Origin of the sequence: Nocardia anaemiae NBRC 100462 (genome assembly GCF_001612725.1) — a bacterium.
Taxonomy (GTDB): Bacteria; Actinomycetota; Actinomycetes; order Mycobacteriales; family Mycobacteriaceae; genus Nocardia; species Nocardia anaemiae.
The window spans coordinates 34,162-50,122 of sequence record NZ_BDAZ01000060.1; the positions used below are offsets into that span (position 1 = coordinate 34,162).

The following is a 15,961-nucleotide window of genomic DNA, read 5'->3' on the forward strand; positions in this document are numbered from 1 at the left end:
CGCCGGTGCACGGCCGTTGGTATAGGGCTACGGCAGTAGCACGATCGAGCCGGTTGTCTTGCGGCCCTCGAGATCGCGGTGCGCCTGCTCGGCTTCGGCCAGCGGATATGTGGCGCCGATCCGCACGTCCAGGGTGCCGTTGGCGATCGCGTTGAGGATATCGGTTGCGCGCCAGACCAATTCGGCGCGGTCCCGGGTGTAGTGCGCCAGCGTGGGTCGGGTGACGAACAGCGAGCCCGCCGGGCCGAGGCGCTGCAGATCGAAGGACGGTACCGGGCCGCTGGCCGCGCCGAACAGGGCCAGCATGCCGCGTACCCGCAACGATGCAAGGCTGGCCTCGAAGGTGGCCGCGCCGACACCGTCGTAAGCGGCGGCGACGCCGACGCCCTCGGTAAGCGCGCGGACCTGCTCGGCGAGATCATCGGTGTAGCGCAGTACCTCGCTCGCGCCCGCCTCGCGGGACAGTTTCTCCTTCGCGTCCGAGGAGACGGTGGTTATCACCCGGACACCGCGTGCGACGGCGAGCTGGGTGAGCAAGAGGCCGACGCCGCCCGCGCCCGCGTGCACCAGCACGGTCTCGCCGGGTTCGGGCTTGTAGATCGATTCGATCAGGTAGTGCGCGGTCATACCCTGCAGTAGTGCCGACGCGGCCACCGGTGCGTCGACACCGTCGGGCACTTTGACCGCGACCGCCGCCGGAACCGCGACTCGCTGGGCGTAGCTGCCGGGCGCGGCCGCCCAGGCGACCCGGTCGCCGACGGCGAATTCGGTCACATCCGGGCCGACCTCGGCGACCACGCCGGTGCCCTCCGCGCCGGGGATATAGGGGACCGCCTGCGGATAGCGGCCGGTACGGATATAGGTGTCGATGAAGTTGATGCCGATCGCCTCGGTGTCGACCAGCAGCTGATCCGGACCGGTCTGCGGATCCGGCACCTCGACATAGTTCAGGACTTCGGGACCGCCGTGCTCGGAAACCTGAATAGCGCGCATGAGATCCGTTCTACACCCACGCGGGCTGGACCCGAACGTACCGGTCAGTAAACTAGCCGCCATGAGTGTTGAAGCCGCCGCCCCAGTGCAGCTGTCGGGTTCACTAGTGGATTCGGTCAAGGGATTCGTCGCCGAGCACGGCGGCTCCGCCACCGCCGTGCTGCAGCCGATCGGCCGCGCGGGTGTGCGTGTCACCCTGGTCGGCTCCGACGGTGTCCTCGGTGACCGCGTGGTCGATGATCTGGCGACCGCGAAGGAGCTGGTCGAAACCGTCGACGGGCTCACCGAGGCCGATGAATGGGACCGCGAGCTGATTTCGGTGGTCACCCCGCGTAAAGGGCACTGGGCCAAGATGGCTGGTTGGGTCGCCCGACAGACCCGTTTTCCCAAGGCGCGCAACGAGAACTGAGCCGCTCAGGCTCGCGTGATCGCGCCGTCCGAACCGCGAGTTTCGCGTGGGACGCGCAGGACCAGCCGCACGACCGGGCCAGCGAAGATGCCCGCGAGCCGGGTGAAGGGCCAGATGCCGAGGATCAGCAGCAGGATCAAGCCGCGCGCCTGGTAGATGAGCGGGGCATGCTGCATGGCCTCGGGATACGGATCGATGGTGCACAGCGAGCGGAACCAAGCGAAAAGCGTTTCGCCGGTTCGATATTCGCGTGCCACTGTGGTCGGGTCGTATTCGATGATCACCCCGGATAGCAGCGCGGCGGTCAACGCCGGGAAGGTGATGCGGTCGAGCGGGGTGACCACCGGACGCGACGGACCCGCGATCAGATCCGGTAGGAACAGCAACACCGCCCCTACCGTGGCCGCGGCGGCACCGCCGATCTGCACGATCGTGATGACCACGTGCAGCGCACCGGAGGGGCGGGCATGCGGTTCGGCGGTGATCACCTGGATCAGTCGGGTGAGGACTATGAGGCAGACGCCGAGCCGGAATGCCGTCGATCCGACCCGCTGGCTGCGATCCATCTCCGGATAGTTGGAATAGCTGCGGAAACCGTCGCGCCGGTAGCGCCATACGTGACCGAGCACGAACGAGATGAACGCGCCGTAGGGCAGCGCGATCCACAACAGCGATGTCACGGCGAGTTCGCTTCCCTTGCCGACGATCGGACGTATCACGTTCGCAGAGACACCGAATGTGGAACAAGGGACCAACGGCCCTTACCCAGCGGTACTTCGGGACTCGTGGTCCGACAGGACGACGATGGCGCAGCTGAGGAGCGCGGTGCGGTCGGTGGCGATCAGGTGCGTCGGACGCCGTAGTGGATCAGGCGGGGCCGCGTGGCGCCCAGCACCTCGGTGGGCCATCGCGGCCATCGGGATCAGCCCAGTGCTTTGACAATCTCTGCGGCGAGCGGTGCCGACGATGCGGGGTTCTGCCCGGTGTAGAGATTGCAATCGACCTCGATATGCGGGGCCCACGGCTCGCCCTCGCGGAAATCGACGCCGAGCTCGACCAGCCGATCCTGCAGCAGCCACTTGGCCTTATCGGCGAAACCGGCTTGTGTCTCTTCGGCATTGGTGAATCCGGTGACCCGGTAGCCGACGAACGGGGATTCGCCGTCGATGGCGGTCGCGAGCAGCGCGGCGGGCGCATGGCAGACGACGCCGAGCGGTTTGCCCGAGGCCAGCGCGGCACCGAGCAGCGCGGCGGAGTCGGTATTCACCGACAAATCTTCCATCGGGCCGTGTCCGCCGGGGTAGTAGACGGCGTCGTAGTCGGTCACGTCGACATCCTCGAGCCGGATGGGGCTGCGCAATTCCGCCGCATCGGCCAAGGTCCGGGCGATCTGCGCGGCGCCGTCCGCGCCGCCGTTGACCTCAGCCGCGAGACTGCCCTGGTCGACGGTCGGAACGACACCGCCGGGAGTGGCCACCACGATCTCGTGACCCGCCGCCTTGATGGCCTTATACGGTGCCACTACCTCTTCGGCCCAGTAGCCGGTCGGATGTTTGGTGCCATCGGCGAGCGTCCAGTAGTCGACGCCGGTCATGACGAAAAGAACCTTCGACATCGTGTGCCTCCTGATCGGGGATGGTTCGACGTGCTGATGTTCCGCATCCGGAGTGCCAATCCGTCGCGATGTCGACGTTAGGCACCAGATCATCGAAGCACCAATTGGATCGCCAATAGGAGACATCAGAATAATAATGGGTCTCCGGTTCCGAGTCCGGACGCCGTCCGGATCGTAAAGTAGGGGACGATGAACGCGGATAAGGCGAGCGAGCTGGCGGCTCGGCGTGTTGGTGCCGCGCATGCCGACGCGCAGCAGCGTGTCGCGCTCGCCGAGAGCTTCTATCCACCGGAGCTTCGCGCCTACCGTCGGGCCGAAATCGCCTTCCTGCAGTGGGAACTCGCCCGCGGCGTGCTGCACGCCGAGACCGGCAGCCCGTGGTGGCGGGCGATCAATGACCGGCTGCTGCACGACAAACTGGAGGCCGCGCTGCTGCACCATGCCGGGACCCGCGATGCGTCGACACCCGGTGCCCTGCTGTGGCTCGAATTCCTCACCGCCCCTTCGCCCGCGGCGTGGTATCGGGCGCATAATCGAAGCATCGTCGCAGGTTATCTGGAACATCAGGAGTTGGCCGCGGCCGAACTGCCCGCCGAACGGTTGATGATCAATGTGACGCTGATGCGGGTGCTGTTCACCCACGTACTGGTGGCGCGGCCGACGCTCGCGCTCGGCCGGTTCGGGGCCCTCGGCGGCTGGTCGGCCGACCCGCGCCGCAGCTCGGTTCGGCTTTTTCTCGACCTGCGCAATGTTTTTCCCGAGGTGTATCCGCTGACGAATATGTCCGTCGATGCGGTGCTCGCGCTGGAGGGACGCGTGGCACGGGCACTCGATTACGGTCTGATCGTGCCGAAGTTGGAGCAGATATACGCCTTCGCGGCAGAGCAATTGGCAGAGCCGATGATCGTCGGGCTCGTCGAGAACGGTGATCCCTGCTACGCGGGGCTGCGGCTCGAGCGCGGACAACTGGCATCGGACGCATTGATTCGAACGCTAGCGCGGGCCACTCGGCCGCGGTTCGCATAGTCGGGTCGTTGATACGCGTCAATAATCGCCGCGCACAAGGTTTTTCGGCAACTCACCGGCCGTGAATCGGGCGATCTCCGTCGCGACAACGGCATAGGCGCGTTCGAGACTGCCGCGGCTGCTACCCGCGACGTGCGGCGTCAGCAGCAGGCCGGGTGCCGTCCACAGTGGATGGTCGGGCGGTAGCGGCTCCGGGTCGGTGACATCGAGGGCCGCGCGCAATCGACCCGAAACCAGTTCGGCCAGTAGCGCTTCGGTCCGCACGATCGGCCCGCGCGCGACATTCACCAGCACCGCGCCATCGGCCATCCTCGCCAAGAATTCGGCATCGACCATGCCGATGGTCTGATCGGTCACCGGAACCATCAGCACCACGGCATCGAATTCGCCGAGCAGCCGCGGTAATTCGTCGACGCCGTGCACACCGTCGCGTGCGTTCGTGCCGACCAGCGTCAGCGTCGCGTCGAAAGCTTCCACCCTGCGGCGCAATTCGACGGCGAGATCACCCGCACCGATGCCGAGGATTCGCTTACCCGCCAACGTATCCGTCCGATGCTGATACCAGCGATGTTCGCGCCGCAAGTCGGCGAATTCCGTCAGCTCGCGATACATCGTGAGCAGCGCTGCGACCACCCACTCCGCAGAGCTGCCACCGTGCGCACCCCGCGCATTCGACAGCAGCACCCCATCGGGCAGCCGACCGATCCACCCTTCGGCCCCCGCCGTCAGCATCTGCACCAACCGCAACTTCGGCAGCCCGGCCAGATCGATCGACTCGGGCCGACCCAGGAACGCCGGAACCAACACCTCTGCCAACTCCGCCGCCGCAGGCAGCGCTTCGCCGGGCGTATACCGAACCGGCCGTATCCCATCGAGCCGAGCCAACACCTCGACCCCATAATCATCAGGCACAAGCACAGTTACCGGCATGCCTGCCAGATTAGCCGCGCCCAGCACCGAACTGCATCCCATCATCGGACCATTCACCGTCGTCGCTACCGAAACGAGTCGACGCCCCGAGTATCGCGTCACGCGTGGCTGGGCTGCCGTGTGCCCGGAATCCGCGATGACCCGCAATTCGGCACTCGGCCATGCCTGCGCCAATTGCCAAGCGGTGTAGAGAGATCCGGCCAGGTCGAGACGACCATGAATCAGCGCAGCCGGAATCCCGCGAGCTGATGTGCCTCCGGCAATGAGGCGCCATTGCCGAGCCAGGCGTCATTGGCGAAGTGGTGCGAGGAGGCCGCGCTGGTACGGCTCGATGCCAGGCAATGGTTGTGGCGCTTCGGTGCTCAACGCTGATGGTTCCGTTGGAACGGCGGGCCGGACGGGCTACGCCAGCTGTTCTGTGGAGTTGGGGATCGGGGCTGAGATGTGTTCGCGGGTGCGGAGGGAGGCCCAGAGGGCGGCGGTGGCGGCGGTGCAGGCTGCGGCGCCGCCTACGTGGGTGGCGACCAGGGCGGCGGGGACGTCGGTGAAGTACTGGACTACGCCGACGAGGGACTGGGCGAGGACCAAGCCGAGCAGGACTGACAGGCGAGTGCGGACGGCGGGGGTGATGCCGACGGCGAAGAGGCCGAAGGCCAAGCCGATGAGCAGTGCGAGATAGCCGACCAGCAATTGTGAGTGCAGGTGCACCAGGGTGACGATCTCGACCTGGAGGCGTTCGACCGGTCGTTCGATGCTCTTATCGCCCGCGTGCGGTCCGGCACCGGTGACCAGCGTGCCCGCGATGAGGACACCGGCGAGCGCGATACCGCTCAGCCCGGTCAGCCAGCGCAGCGGCGCGGGCGCCTGGATCGCTTCGATCCCGTCATCGGGTTCGCCGACCTTCGCGAACATGACCACCGCGACCCACACCATCAGCATCGACGCCAGCAGATGCACCGACACCGTCCACCAGAGCAGACCGGTGCGCACGGTGACACCGCCGATGATCGCCTGCAGCACCGTGCCGCCCGGCATCAACCATGCGTACACCAGCACCTCGCGACGGCGGCGGGCCCGGGTGACGGCGAGCACGATGAGCGCCGCGCACAATGTCACCGCGAAGGTCAGCATGCGATTGCTGAACTCGACGGTCTGATGCAGCACCGGAACCTCGGCCACTCCGGTCGGGGTGAAGCTGCCCGGGAAGCACTGCGGCCACGTCGGGCATCCGAGTCCGGACGCCGTGACCCGCACGATCGCACCGGTGACGGCGATACCCGCCTGGGAGACGATGACCGCGACGGCGATCAGTCGCTGCACCCGCAACGAGGGCAGCGGGAGCAGATCGACGAGCCGCAGGAATGCGCGATACAGCACCCAACGATCGTAGCCCGGCCCCTTCAACGACCCGCACCCGGTCTACTACACCCCGTCGTTGCCGCGTGCTCGAGATCCGGTGGACACTGTGGCGGCATCGGTCGAGAAGCCTCCGCCACCAGCTCCCCTGATCTCGAGCGAGTCAGTCGAAGCGGAAGAAGCGGGCGGCGAGGAATGCGGAGATGCCGCCCCATGCGGCGAGCACGGCGATGCCGAACCAGTCGATGCTGGTGCGCATGGCGTCTTCCAGCGTGACGGCCAGCGCCCCGGACGGCACCAACCGCACGAGCACATTCACCGCCGAGGGCAGATCGTCGGACGCGAACACGATGCTCGCGATGCCGAGCATGACGAACCAGAGGATATTCGCCAGCGCCAGCACGATCTCCGCCTTGAGCGTGCCGCCGAGCAGCAGACCCATGGCCGCGAAAGTGGCTGTGCCGAGCGCGATCACCAGCGCGCCGAGCCCGAGCCCGGCGAGTTCGGGTCGCCAGCCGAGCGCGAAACCGATGGCCCCCAACAGGATTGCCTGCAACACCACCACGATCAGTACCGCGGCGCTCTTGCCCGCCACAATGCCCCAGCGCGGCAGTGGGGTGGCGCCGAGGCGCTTGAGCGCACCGTATCGCCGGTCGAATCCGACCGCGATGGCCTGCCCGGTAAAGGCGGTCGACATGACCGCGACCATCATGACCGCGGGCACGATCTTGTCGACCCGATCCGCACCGAGGTCCCCGAACGGCAGTAGGCTGAGCCCGACCAGCAGGGTGATCGGAATGAACATGGTGAGCAGCAGTTGTTCGCCGTTGCGCAGCAACAGGATCAGCTCGAGCTGGGTCTGCGCGTTCATCATGGCGAGGCGGCCGCTCGGACGTGGATCGGGAATGAAAGTGCCCGGCGCGAAGCGGTTCCCGGCGAGATCTGGCTGATTCATCCGCGTAGGTCCCGTCCGGTGAGTTCCAGGAAGACGTCCTCGAGGCGACGCTGATCGATCCGGATATCGGTCGCCAGCACATTCTGCTGGGCACACCACGCGGTCACCGTCGCCAGTACCTGCGGATCGATCTCACCCTCGATCAGATACTGTCCGGGCGTCGTCTCGCGCGGCGAGAAACCTTCCGGCAGCGCGGTTTTCAACAGCCGTAGATCGAGTTTCGGTGGGGCGGTGAAGCGCAGCTGCCCGGCCGCGCCGTGTGCGGTCACCTCGGCGGGCGTCCCGGAGGCGACGATCCGTCCGTGATCGATGATCACCAGCTGGTCGGCCAGTTGTTCGGCCTCGTCCATCATGTGCGTGGTGAGCAGCACCGTGACACCGTCGCGGCGCAGCGCATCGATCAGCTCCCACACGATGAGCCGGGCCTGTGCGTCCAGGCCCGCGGTCGGTTCGTCGAGGAAGACGATCTCCGGCTTTCCGACCAGCGCACAGGCCAGGGCGAGCCGCTGTTGCTGGCCGCCGGATAACCGTCGGTACGGTGTGCGCCGGTTGTCCTGCAGGCCAAGGGTTTTCAGCAACCACGCGGGATCGAGCGGATCGGCGGAGTAGGCGGCGACCAGGTCGAGCATCTCGCCCGCGCGCGCACCGGGGTACGCGCCACCGCCCTGCAGCATGACGCCGATGCGCGGGCGCAACCGGTCCGAGTCGGCGATCGGATCGAGTCCGAGCACTCGCACCGAACCGGCATCCGGGGTCTTGAACCCCTCGCACATTTCGACGGTCGTGGTCTTACCCGCGCCGTTGGGTCCGAGCAGGGCCAGCACCTGTGCCTGCTCGACGGCGAAGCTGATCCCGTCGACGGCGGTGGTCTCGCCGTAACGTTTGACGACGCCGTCGATACAGACGGCGGGTTCCGAGGCTGCGGTCACCATCGCGCCTCGGTGCTCGGCTCCGTCGCGTCCAAGGGTGCTGTGCCCATTGTTCGCTCGCTTCGCTCCCTCACGGTGTCACACCGTAAGCCGTGGACGGATGTGACCCGGACGACACCCCTGCCTCGTCACCGCTGTGGTCCGGAAGGACCGGCCGCGGTGGGCGCCGTGTCGGCGCCGAGCTGATGCAGCCGCCACGGCAGCGACTTGCGGGTGGCCAGGATCATCAGCGTGCACGTGAGAACGGTGATGCAGGCCGCATAGATAAGGACGAAGGGCGGGATTTCGCTGCCCGAGGGCATGAGCATGACGCTGATCGCCGCCGAAGCGATCGTCGCGGGCACTCGGAAGGCGGGTCGGCTGGCCCATGCCGCCAGCGGGACGATGCCCCAGAGCAGATACCAGGGCTGTACCACTGGAAACAGCAGGACGACAGCGCCGAAGGCGACGCCGAGTGCACCGACCGGATGCAGCCGTCCCCGCCAGGTGGCCACCATGAGCCGCACCACCACCAGCGAGGCCGCGGCCGCCGCGATCGGTCGGGTGATGCTCAACAGTGCGGTGGTGTGGTCGCCCAATCCCAATAGCACGCCGCCGAATCCGGTGGCGACGCCGAGCGCGGTGGGCAGCGACATCCAGCTGCGCACCGAATTGGCCATGGTCAGGGTGTCTATCCAGCCGAAGCCGAGTCCGCTGCCCAGGCATACCGCCAGCATGACGGTGCCGGTGACACAACCGAGGAATAGCGCGGCTCTGAGCACCGCACGCCAATCGCCGCCCCATTTTCGACTCAGTGCCATCCACACGAATGCCAGTGCCAGCATCGATGGGATCTTGACCATGGCGGACAGCGCTATCAGGGTGGTTCCCGATAAAAGCAGCACGAGTGCGTGTCCGCGCATCGGGCCGATATTGCTCAGGGCCGCCAGACCATACTCCAACCCGACCAGCATCAGGCCGAGCATCATGGCCTCATTGTGCACACCGGATACCAGGTGGAATATCACCAATGGGTTCACGGCGCCGAGCCACAATGCGGCCACGGGGGACACTCGACACCGCTGTGCCAGTCGGGGCAGCGCCCACACGATGCAGGCCACGCCGAGTAGCGCCAGCATGCGGTGCAGCAGCACCCCGGCGAGCATATTGTCGCCGACGATTTCGGCGATGCCCTTGCCGAGCCAAATCGAGAGTGGGCCGTATGGAGCGGGCGAATTCTGCCAGATATTAGGGACGCTGCGCGTCAGAATGTGGTCCTGGCCGAGCCCTTGTACCGGGCCGACGTCATAGGGATCGAGTCCGCTCGCCGCGATCTCCCCCTGGGCCAGATAGGAATAGACATCCTGACTGAACATCGGCGGTGCGACCGAGAGCGGGATGATCCACAGCAGCAGTGTGCGGTCCAGTTGTGATCTGCTGATCCGGCGAATGCGGTTGGACTGCAAGCCGAGTGCGAATCGGCCGAGCAGCAGCCAGGCCAGCATCACGATGACCGTGCCGACCATGGTCGTGGCCAGCCCCGAATTGTGCACCCGTGCGGGCAGCCCGAGAATCGCCTTGCCGTAGGTCGGATTCTGCAGCGTGGGTTGGGCGCCGAGACCGAGCGCGCCGATGGCCATCATGACCGAACCGGTCGCGCCCAACAGCCGGACGCGACGCAGTTGCGCGGTCTCCTGCAGGTTGAGTTCGGCGGCTTCGGGTTCGTTGATGTGCAGGGTGTCGCCGACGGTGTGGTCGGGCGCGACATCCAGGCCGATGATCCGACGCCCCAGCGAAACGGCGGTGCGGATCGGCGCGGTCCGACGCAGGCGAATCAGGGTGCCCGAGGTGGTCGACCGGCTCGGTTCGACACCTGGTTCGCCGTGTTCGCCTGACATCACGCGGCCAGCGTAGCCGATGCCACCGGCGCATCCAGCGCCCCGCGAAACCGACCGCAGGGCAGGTTCGAACTACGCTCGGCGGTCGCGGTCACCGCGGCGCGAAGCGCCGCTCACGAAGCTGGTCGCAGTGCGCTGTCCGATTTTCTGCACCGATGTGTGGCCTAAATCGCACTCGCAATTCCGCCGGGTGCTCGGGCCGGTCGGCGCGGGAGACCTGCAGGTCGCGAACGTGTTGCACCCGGACGCCGCGCGAAAACGCTCCGGTGCAGGTCATCGGCACGGTCGAGTCAGGGCACCCTTATTAGATTCCGGGAACTAATTCCGTCACACTGGTGTTGTGAAAACCGTGGGTTTGCCGCATGACGAGGATCGAGGGGCCGGTCGCCGTACCGGTGCCGGGTCCGTTGCTGCGCCCGCGCCCCTGGTCACGGGCGGTGAAGGGCATACTCGTGCCGCCGTGGTCCAGCTGCTGCTCGAAGAGGGCCCGATCACCGCGACCGCGATCGGCACCAAGCTCGGCTTGACGCCTGCCGGTGTCCGTCGGCACCTGGACGCGCTGATCGAATCCGGTCAGGCGCGGGCCAGTCGCTCGGCGCCGTGGCAGCAGAAGGGTCGCGGCCGCCCCGCCAAGCAGTATCAGCTGACGGCCGTTGGTCGAGGACGGCTCGGCCACGCCTATGACGATCTGGCCGGTGCTGCCATTCGCCAGCTCGGTGAGATCGGCGGGGAGCACGCCATTGCCGATTTCGCGCGCAAGCGGGCGCGCACCATTGTCGAAGGCATCGAACCGGTCGCCGAACATACTGCCGAGTCCACCACCGCCAAGGCGGACGAGATCGCCGAGGCCTTCACCGACGCCGGATTCGCCGCGTCCACCCGCAAGGTCGGCGCTGGCGTGCAGATCTGCCAGCACCACTGCCCGGTGGCCCACGTCGCCGAGGAATTCCCGCAGTTGTGCGAGGCCGAACTCGACGCTTTCCGGGACCTGCTCGGAACCCACGTGCAGCGACTTGCGACGATCGCCAACGGCGATTGCGCGTGCACGACCCATGTGCCGCTGTTCGTTCTCCCTATCACCGATAACGCTTCCCACAAAGCCGCTGCACAGCCCGCAGCGGAACGTACGAACGACTCCGGAAGGAGTGCCGAATGACGACGACCACCGACCAGGTGCAACCGCTCACTCAGGAAGAAACCATTGCTTCCCTGGGCAAATACGGTTACGGCTGGGCCGATTCGGATGTGGCCGGTGCCAGTGCACAACGAGGCCTGTCCGAGGCTGTCGTCCGCGACATCTCGGCAAAGAAGAACGAGTCCGAGTGGATGCTCGAGCACCGGCTCAAGGCGCTGCGCATCTTCGATCGCAAGCCGATGCCGAATTGGGGCTCCAATCTCGACGGCATCGACTTCGACAACATCAAGTACTTCGTGCGCTCGACCGAGAAGCAGGCCGAGAGCTGGGAAGACCTGCCCGAGGACATCAAGAACACCTACGACAAGCTCGGCATCCCGGAGGCGGAGAAGCAGCGCCTGGTCGCCGGTGTCGCCGCGCAGTACGAATCCGAGGTCGTCTACCACCAGATCCGCGAGGATCTGGAGGCCCAGGGCGTCATCTTCCTGGACACCGACACCGGTCTGCGCGAGCATCCGGAGATCTTCGAACAGTACTTCGGCACGGTCATCCCGGCCGGTGACAACAAGTTCTCCGCGCTGAATACCGCAGTGTGGTCGGGTGGTTCGTTCATCTACGTGCCGCCGGGCGTGCACGTCGACATTCCGCTGCAGGCCTACTTCCGGATCAACACCGAGAATATGGGCCAGTTCGAGCGGACCCTGATCATCGTCGACGAGGGCGCCTACGTGCATTACGTCGAAGGCTGCACCGCACCGATCTACAAGTCCGATTCGCTGCATTCCGCGGTCGTCGAGATCATCGTGAAGAAGGGCGGCCGCTGCCGCTACACCACCATCCAGAACTGGTCGAACAACGTCTACAACCTGGTCACCAAGCGGGCCAAGGCCGAGGCGGGCGCGACCATGGAGTGGATCGACGGCAATATCGGTTCCAAGGTCACCATGAAGTACCCGGCGGTCTGGATGACCGGTGAGTACGCCAAGGGCGAGGTGCTCTCGGTCGCGTTCGCGGGTGAGGGCCAGCACCAGGACACCGGCGCCAAGATGCTGCACCTGGCGCCGCACACCTCGTCGACCATCGTGTCGAAGTCGGTGGCACGCGGTGGTGGCCGGGCCTCCTACCGCGGTCTGGTCCAGGTCAACAAGGGTGCGCACGGTTCCAAGTCGACCGTGAAATGCGATGCGCTGCTTGTCGATACGATCAGCCGCTCCGATACCTACCCCTACGTCGACATCCGCGAGGACGACGTGACCATGGGCCACGAGGCCACGGTCTCGAAGGTGTCCGAGGACCAGCTGTTCTACCTGATGAGCCGCGGCCTCACCGAGGACGAGGCGATGGCGATGGTGGTGCGCGGCTTCGTCGAGCCGATCGCCAAGGAACTCCCGATGGAATACGCATTGGAACTGAACCGGCTCATCGAGCTGCAGATGGAAGGGGCCGTTGGCTGATGGCGACTGGCGTAATTGGAGCGGTCGAGGGCGAGAACCCCACGGCCAAGCCGATTCAGAACCCGGGCGCAGGGGCCGCGACCAACAAAGGGGAGGTCTTCACCTCCTACGACGTTAACGCCTTCGAGGTGCCTTCGGGCAAGGACGAGGCGTGGCGGTTCACCCCACTGCGTCGACTGCGCGGTCTGCACGACGGCACCGCGGTCCGCGACGGCAAGGCCACGGTCGAGGTCTCCTCGGTCGCCGGTGTGGACGTGGAGACGGTGGCGCGCACCGACTCTCGTCTCGGCGTGGCCGGTGTGCCGTCGGATCGTGTTGCCGCCCAGGCATACTCGGGCTTCGAGTCGGCGACGGTCGTATCGGTCGGCTCGGAGATCGAGGTCGCCGAGCCGGTGGTCGTGACGGTCACCGGTCCCGGCGAGGGCAAAACCGCCTACGGGCACCTGCAGATTCGCCTCGGCAATTTCGCCGTCGCAACCGTGGTCATCGACCAGCGTGGCAGCGGGACCTACGCCGAGAATGTCGAATTCGTGCTCGGTGACAGTGCGAAGCTGACCGTCGTCGCGGTCCAGGACTGGGCCGACGACGCCGTGAACACCACCGCGCACCACGCCAAGCTCGGTCGCGACGCGACCCTGCGGCATATCGCGGTGACACTGGGCGGCGATCTGGTGCGCCTCACCGCGAACGTTCGCTACGACGGTCCCGGCGGCGACGCCGAGCTGCTCGGCCTCTACTTCGCCGACGCCGGTCAGCACTTCGAGCAGCGCCTGCTCGTCGACCACGCGGTGCCACACTGCAAGTCGAATGTGCTGTACAAGGGTGCGTTGCAGGGCGATCCGCATTCGCCGAAGGGCGATGCCCGCACGGTGTGGGTCGGTGACGTGCTCATCCGCGCCGCCGCCGAGGGCACCGACACCTTCGAGGTGAACCGCAATCTGGTGCTCACCGACGGCGCGCGCGCCGATTCGGTGCCGAACCTGGAGATCGAGACCGGCGAGATCGTTGGCGCCGGGCACGCCTCCGCGACGGGTCGTTTCGACGATGAGCAGCTCTTCTACTTGCGCGCTCGCGGTATTCCGGAGGATGCGGCCCGCCGTCTGGTGGTGCGCGGCTTCTTCCACGAAATCATCCAGAAGATCGCGGTCCCCGAGATCCGGGAGCGGCTGGAGGCGGCCATCGAGGCCGAACTCGCCGCGATCGGCGTCTGACCGACCGAAACCTACTCCCCACAAAGGAACTCGAATTCGATGACCACCCTGGAAATCAAGGACCTGCACGTCGAGGTCGCCAACCCGGACGAGTCCGGCGAGCCCATCAAGATCCTCAAGGGCGTGAACCTCACCATCAAATCCGGTGAGACGCACGCGATCATGGGCCCGAACGGTTCCGGCAAGTCGACGCTGTCCTACGCCATCGCCGGGCACCCGAAGTACACGGTGACGTCCGGTTCGATCACCCTCGACGGCGAGGATGTGCTCGCGATGTCGGTCGACGAGCGGGCGCGTGCCGGTCTGTTCCTGGCGATGCAGTACCCCGTCGAGGTTCCCGGTGTCTCGATGTCGAACTTCCTGCGCACCGCGGCCACCGCGGTCCGCGGCGAGGCCCCCAAGCTGCGCACCTGGGTCAAGGAGGTGAAGGAGTCGATGAGCGAGCTGGAAATCGACGCCGCCTTCGCCGAGCGCAGTGTGAACGAGGGTTTCTCCGGTGGTGAGAAGAAGCGCCACGAGATCCTGCAGCTGGGTCTGCTGAAGCCGAAGATCGCCATCCTGGACGAGACCGACTCCGGCCTGGACGTCGACGCATTGCGCATCGTCTCCGAGGGCGTCAACCGCTACAAGGAGCGCGAGAACGGTGGCGTGCTGCTGATTACGCACTACACCCGCATCCTGCGCTACATCCAGCCCGAATTCGTGCACGTCTTCGTCGGTGGTCGCATTGTCGCCGAGGGTGGCGCCGAGCTGGCCGAAGAACTCGACGCGAATGGCTACGTACGTTTCACTCAGACCGCTACCGCTGGAGCCTGATATGACCGCCACGGTCCGCACCCTCGACGTCGCCCGCATCCGGGCCGACTTCCCGATCCTGAACCGCACGGTTCGGGACGGGAAGCCGTTGGTGTACCTGGACTCCGGCGCGACCTCGCAGCGTCCCCTCGCCGTGCTCGACGCGGAACGTGAATTCCTCACCGAGCGCAATTCGGCCGTGCACCGCGGTGCGCACCAGTTGGCCGAGGAGGCCACCGACGCGTACGAGGGCGCACGCGCCGATATCGGCCGGTTCGTCGGCGTGGACGCGGACGAGATCGTCTTCACCAAGAACGCGACCGAATCGCTGAACCTGGTGACCTACGCGTTCTCCGATGATCGCTTCCCGTACCACGTCGGTTCGGGCGACGAGATCGTCATCACCGAGCTCGAGCATCACGCGAATCTGGTGCCCTGGCAAGAGCTTGCGCGCCGGACCGGTGCGACTCTGAAGTGGTACGGCATCACCGATGACGGCCGGATCGATCTCGATTCGCTCGAATTGTCGCCCGCCACCAAGGTCGTCGCGTTCACGCATCAGTCGAATGTGACCGGTGCGGTCAGCGATGTCGCCGAATTGGTGCGCCGGGCAAAGGAAGTCGGGGCGCTCACCGTGCTGGATGCCTGCCAGTCGGTGCCGCATATGCCGGTGAACTTCCGTGAGCTCGGCGTCGATTTCGCGGCGTTCTCCGGGCACAAGATGCTCGGCCCGTCCGGTGTCGGCGTGCTCTACGGGCGGCGTGCGCTGCTCGCGGAGACCCCGCCGTTCATTACCGGCGGTTCGATGATCGAGACCGTCACCATGGAGGGCAGCACCTACGCGCCGCCGCCGCAGCGTTTCGAGGCCGGTGTGCCGATGACCTCGCAGGTGGTCGGATTGGGCGCGGCCGTGCGGTATCTCGAACAGATCGGCATGGAAGCCGTTGCGGCACATGAGCATACGCTCACCGGTGCGGCGCTGGATGGACTCGCGGCGATCGCGGGCGTGCGGATCGTCGGACCGACCGAGAATATCGATCGTGGCGGCGCGGTGTCGTTCGTGGTCGAGGGCATCCACGCCCATGACGTCGGGCAGATTCTCGACGACGAGGGCGTGGCCGTGCGCGTGGGCCACCATTGCGCCTGGCCGCTGATGCGTCGACTCGGCATTCCGGCCACCGCCCGCGCGTCCTTCGCGGTTTACAACACGCTCGACGAGGTAGACCAGCTGGTAGCCGCCGTGCGGAAGGCCCAGAGCTTCTTCGGAGTTGCATAA

The 15,961-nt window shown here is 66.3% G+C and carries 16 protein-coding genes; 8 read left to right on the forward strand and 8 right to left on the reverse strand.

The features are described 5' to 3' along the window. Nucleotides 1–27 precede the first annotated feature (27 nt). Nucleotides 28–993 (reverse strand): quinone oxidoreductase family protein, encoded by a 966-nt coding sequence (locus NA5_RS29370; protein WP_062991829.1) that lies wholly within the window; start codon nucleotides 991–993, stop codon nucleotides 28–30. A 61-nt stretch (nucleotides 994–1,054) separates the two neighbouring features. On the opposite strand from NA5_RS29370, the gene NA5_RS29375 reads away from it, so the two are divergent. Beyond that, complete coding sequence (locus tag NA5_RS29375; protein ID WP_062991831.1) at nucleotides 1,055–1,402, forward strand: hypothetical protein; 348 nt, start codon at nucleotides 1,055–1,057, stop codon at nucleotides 1,400–1,402. 5 nt (nucleotides 1,403–1,407) lie between these two features. Here the strand turns inward: NA5_RS29375 and NA5_RS29380 are convergent, their stop codons facing one another. Next, nucleotides 1,408–2,121: a respiratory nitrate reductase subunit gamma gene (locus NA5_RS29380; protein ID WP_062991833.1), complete on the reverse strand. Its 714-nt coding sequence runs from the start codon at nucleotides 2,119–2,121 to the stop codon at nucleotides 1,408–1,410. A gap of 203 nt (nucleotides 2,122–2,324) precedes the next feature. Continuing rightward, nucleotides 2,325–3,017 carry a type 1 glutamine amidotransferase domain-containing protein gene (locus NA5_RS29385; RefSeq protein ID WP_062991834.1) on the reverse strand — a complete coding sequence of 231 codons (693 nt, stop codon included), beginning with the start codon at nucleotides 3,015–3,017 and terminating at the stop codon, nucleotides 2,325–2,327. Between the two features lie 189 nt (nucleotides 3,018–3,206). Between NA5_RS29385 and NA5_RS29390 the strand changes: the two genes are divergently transcribed. Beyond that, nucleotides 3,207–4,043 (forward strand): hypothetical protein, encoded by an 837-nt coding sequence (locus NA5_RS29390; RefSeq protein WP_062991836.1) that lies wholly within the window; start codon nucleotides 3,207–3,209, stop codon nucleotides 4,041–4,043. An 18-nt stretch (nucleotides 4,044–4,061) separates the two neighbouring features. Here NA5_RS29390 and NA5_RS29395 read toward each other — a convergent pair whose 3' ends face one another. Next, nucleotides 4,062–4,973, reverse strand: coding sequence for a 2-hydroxyacid dehydrogenase (locus NA5_RS29395; RefSeq protein WP_062991943.1), 912 nt, complete (start codon nucleotides 4,971–4,973; stop codon nucleotides 4,062–4,064). On the opposite strand from NA5_RS29395, the gene NA5_RS40745 reads away from it, so the two are divergent. Continuing rightward, the gene (locus NA5_RS40745; RefSeq protein ID WP_157110694.1) at nucleotides 4,972–5,163 is read left to right on the forward strand and encodes a hypothetical protein; all 192 of its coding nucleotides are present in this window, start codon (nucleotides 4,972–4,974) and stop codon (nucleotides 5,161–5,163) included. The two genes, NA5_RS29395 and NA5_RS40745, sit on opposite strands and share 2 nt — an antisense overlap. 212 nt (nucleotides 5,164–5,375) lie before the next feature. On the opposite strand, the gene NA5_RS29400 is transcribed toward NA5_RS40745, so the two are convergent. The 4 genes from NA5_RS29400 to mptB form a co-directional block, all read right to left on the reverse strand. Beyond that, nucleotides 5,376–6,350 (reverse strand): COX15/CtaA family protein, encoded by a 975-nt coding sequence (locus NA5_RS29400; protein ID WP_062991838.1) that lies wholly within the window; start codon nucleotides 6,348–6,350, stop codon nucleotides 5,376–5,378. A 142-nt stretch (nucleotides 6,351–6,492) separates the two neighbouring features. Continuing rightward, entirely contained in the window at nucleotides 6,493–7,284 is a 792-nt protein-coding gene (locus NA5_RS29405) for an ABC transporter permease (RefSeq protein ID WP_062991840.1), read from the reverse strand. Next, nucleotides 7,281–8,216, reverse strand: a complete 936-nt coding sequence (locus tag NA5_RS29410; RefSeq protein WP_174555287.1) for an ABC transporter ATP-binding protein — start codon at nucleotides 8,214–8,216, stop codon at nucleotides 7,281–7,283. Before NA5_RS29410 ends, NA5_RS29405 begins: the two co-directional genes overlap by 4 nt. Nucleotides 8,217–8,341: 125 nt before the next feature. Next, a complete protein-coding gene (gene mptB, locus NA5_RS29415) occupies nucleotides 8,342–10,090 on the reverse strand; it encodes a polyprenol phosphomannose-dependent alpha 1,6 mannosyltransferase MptB (RefSeq protein WP_169811376.1) in 1,749 nt (582 codons plus the stop codon). A 340-nt stretch (nucleotides 10,091–10,430) separates the two neighbouring features. Between mptB and NA5_RS29420 the strand changes: the two genes are divergently transcribed. Genes NA5_RS29420 through NA5_RS29440 form a run of 5 tightly spaced genes read left to right on the forward strand, consistent with a single transcriptional unit; the run spans nucleotide 10,431 to nucleotide 15,961 of the window. Beyond that, entirely contained in the window at nucleotides 10,431–11,246 is an 816-nt protein-coding gene (locus NA5_RS29420) for a helix-turn-helix transcriptional regulator (RefSeq protein ID WP_062991842.1), read from the forward strand. Beyond that, the gene (gene sufB / locus NA5_RS29425; RefSeq protein WP_062991844.1) at nucleotides 11,243–12,679 is read left to right on the forward strand and encodes a Fe-S cluster assembly protein SufB; all 1,437 of its coding nucleotides are present in this window, start codon (nucleotides 11,243–11,245) and stop codon (nucleotides 12,677–12,679) included. The genes NA5_RS29420 and sufB overlap by 4 nt, the downstream gene beginning before the upstream one ends. After that, the gene (sufD, locus tag NA5_RS29430; protein ID WP_062991846.1) at nucleotides 12,679–13,890 is read left to right on the forward strand and encodes a Fe-S cluster assembly protein SufD; all 1,212 of its coding nucleotides are present in this window, start codon (nucleotides 12,679–12,681) and stop codon (nucleotides 13,888–13,890) included. Before sufB ends, sufD begins: the two co-directional genes overlap by 1 nt. Nucleotides 13,891–13,929: 39 nt before the next feature. Continuing rightward, nucleotides 13,930–14,706 (forward strand): Fe-S cluster assembly ATPase SufC, encoded by a 777-nt coding sequence (gene sufC / locus NA5_RS29435; RefSeq protein ID WP_062991848.1) that lies wholly within the window; start codon nucleotides 13,930–13,932, stop codon nucleotides 14,704–14,706. A 1-nt stretch (nucleotide 14,707) separates the two neighbouring features. After that, nucleotides 14,708–15,961 carry a cysteine desulfurase gene (locus NA5_RS29440; protein ID WP_062991850.1) on the forward strand — a complete coding sequence of 418 codons (1,254 nt, stop codon included), beginning with the start codon at nucleotides 14,708–14,710 and terminating at the stop codon, nucleotides 15,959–15,961.

What these genes read in the sequence shown, in the direction of transcription:
- NA5_RS29410 (WP_174555287.1), bottom strand. Translation starts at nt 8,216, where the DNA reads ATGGTGACCGCAGCCTCGGAACCCGCCGTCTGTATCGACGGCGTCGTC.
- NA5_RS29405 (WP_062991840.1), bottom strand. Translation starts at nt 7,284, where the DNA reads ATGAATCAGCCAGATCTCGCCGGGAACCGCTTCGCGCCGGGCACTTTC.
- mptB (WP_169811376.1), bottom strand. Translation starts at nt 10,090, where the DNA reads ATGTCAGGCGAACACGGCGAACCAGGTGTCGAACCGAGCCGGTCGACC.
- NA5_RS29375 (WP_062991831.1), top strand. Translation starts at nt 1,055, where the DNA reads ATGAGTGTTGAAGCCGCCGCCCCAGTGCAGCTGTCGGGTTCACTAGTG.
- sufD (WP_062991846.1), top strand. Translation starts at nt 12,679, where the DNA reads ATGGCGACTGGCGTAATTGGAGCGGTCGAGGGCGAGAACCCCACGGCC.
- NA5_RS29385 (WP_062991834.1), bottom strand. Translation starts at nt 3,017, where the DNA reads ATGTCGAAGGTTCTTTTCGTCATGACCGGCGTCGACTACTGGACGCTC.
- NA5_RS29440 (WP_062991850.1), top strand. Translation starts at nt 14,708, where the DNA reads ATGACCGCCACGGTCCGCACCCTCGACGTCGCCCGCATCCGGGCCGAC.
- sufB (WP_062991844.1), top strand. Translation starts at nt 11,243, where the DNA reads ATGACGACGACCACCGACCAGGTGCAACCGCTCACTCAGGAAGAAACC.
- NA5_RS29395 (WP_062991943.1), bottom strand. Translation starts at nt 4,973, where the DNA reads ATGCCGGTAACTGTGCTTGTGCCTGATGATTATGGGGTCGAGGTGTTG.
- NA5_RS40745 (WP_157110694.1), top strand. Translation starts at nt 4,972, where the DNA reads ATGCCTGCCAGATTAGCCGCGCCCAGCACCGAACTGCATCCCATCATC.
- NA5_RS29370 (WP_062991829.1), bottom strand. Translation starts at nt 993, where the DNA reads ATGCGCGCTATTCAGGTTTCCGAGCACGGCGGTCCCGAAGTCCTGAAC.
- sufC (WP_062991848.1), top strand. Translation starts at nt 13,930, where the DNA reads ATGACCACCCTGGAAATCAAGGACCTGCACGTCGAGGTCGCCAACCCG.
- NA5_RS29390 (WP_062991836.1), top strand. Translation starts at nt 3,207, where the DNA reads ATGAACGCGGATAAGGCGAGCGAGCTGGCGGCTCGGCGTGTTGGTGCC.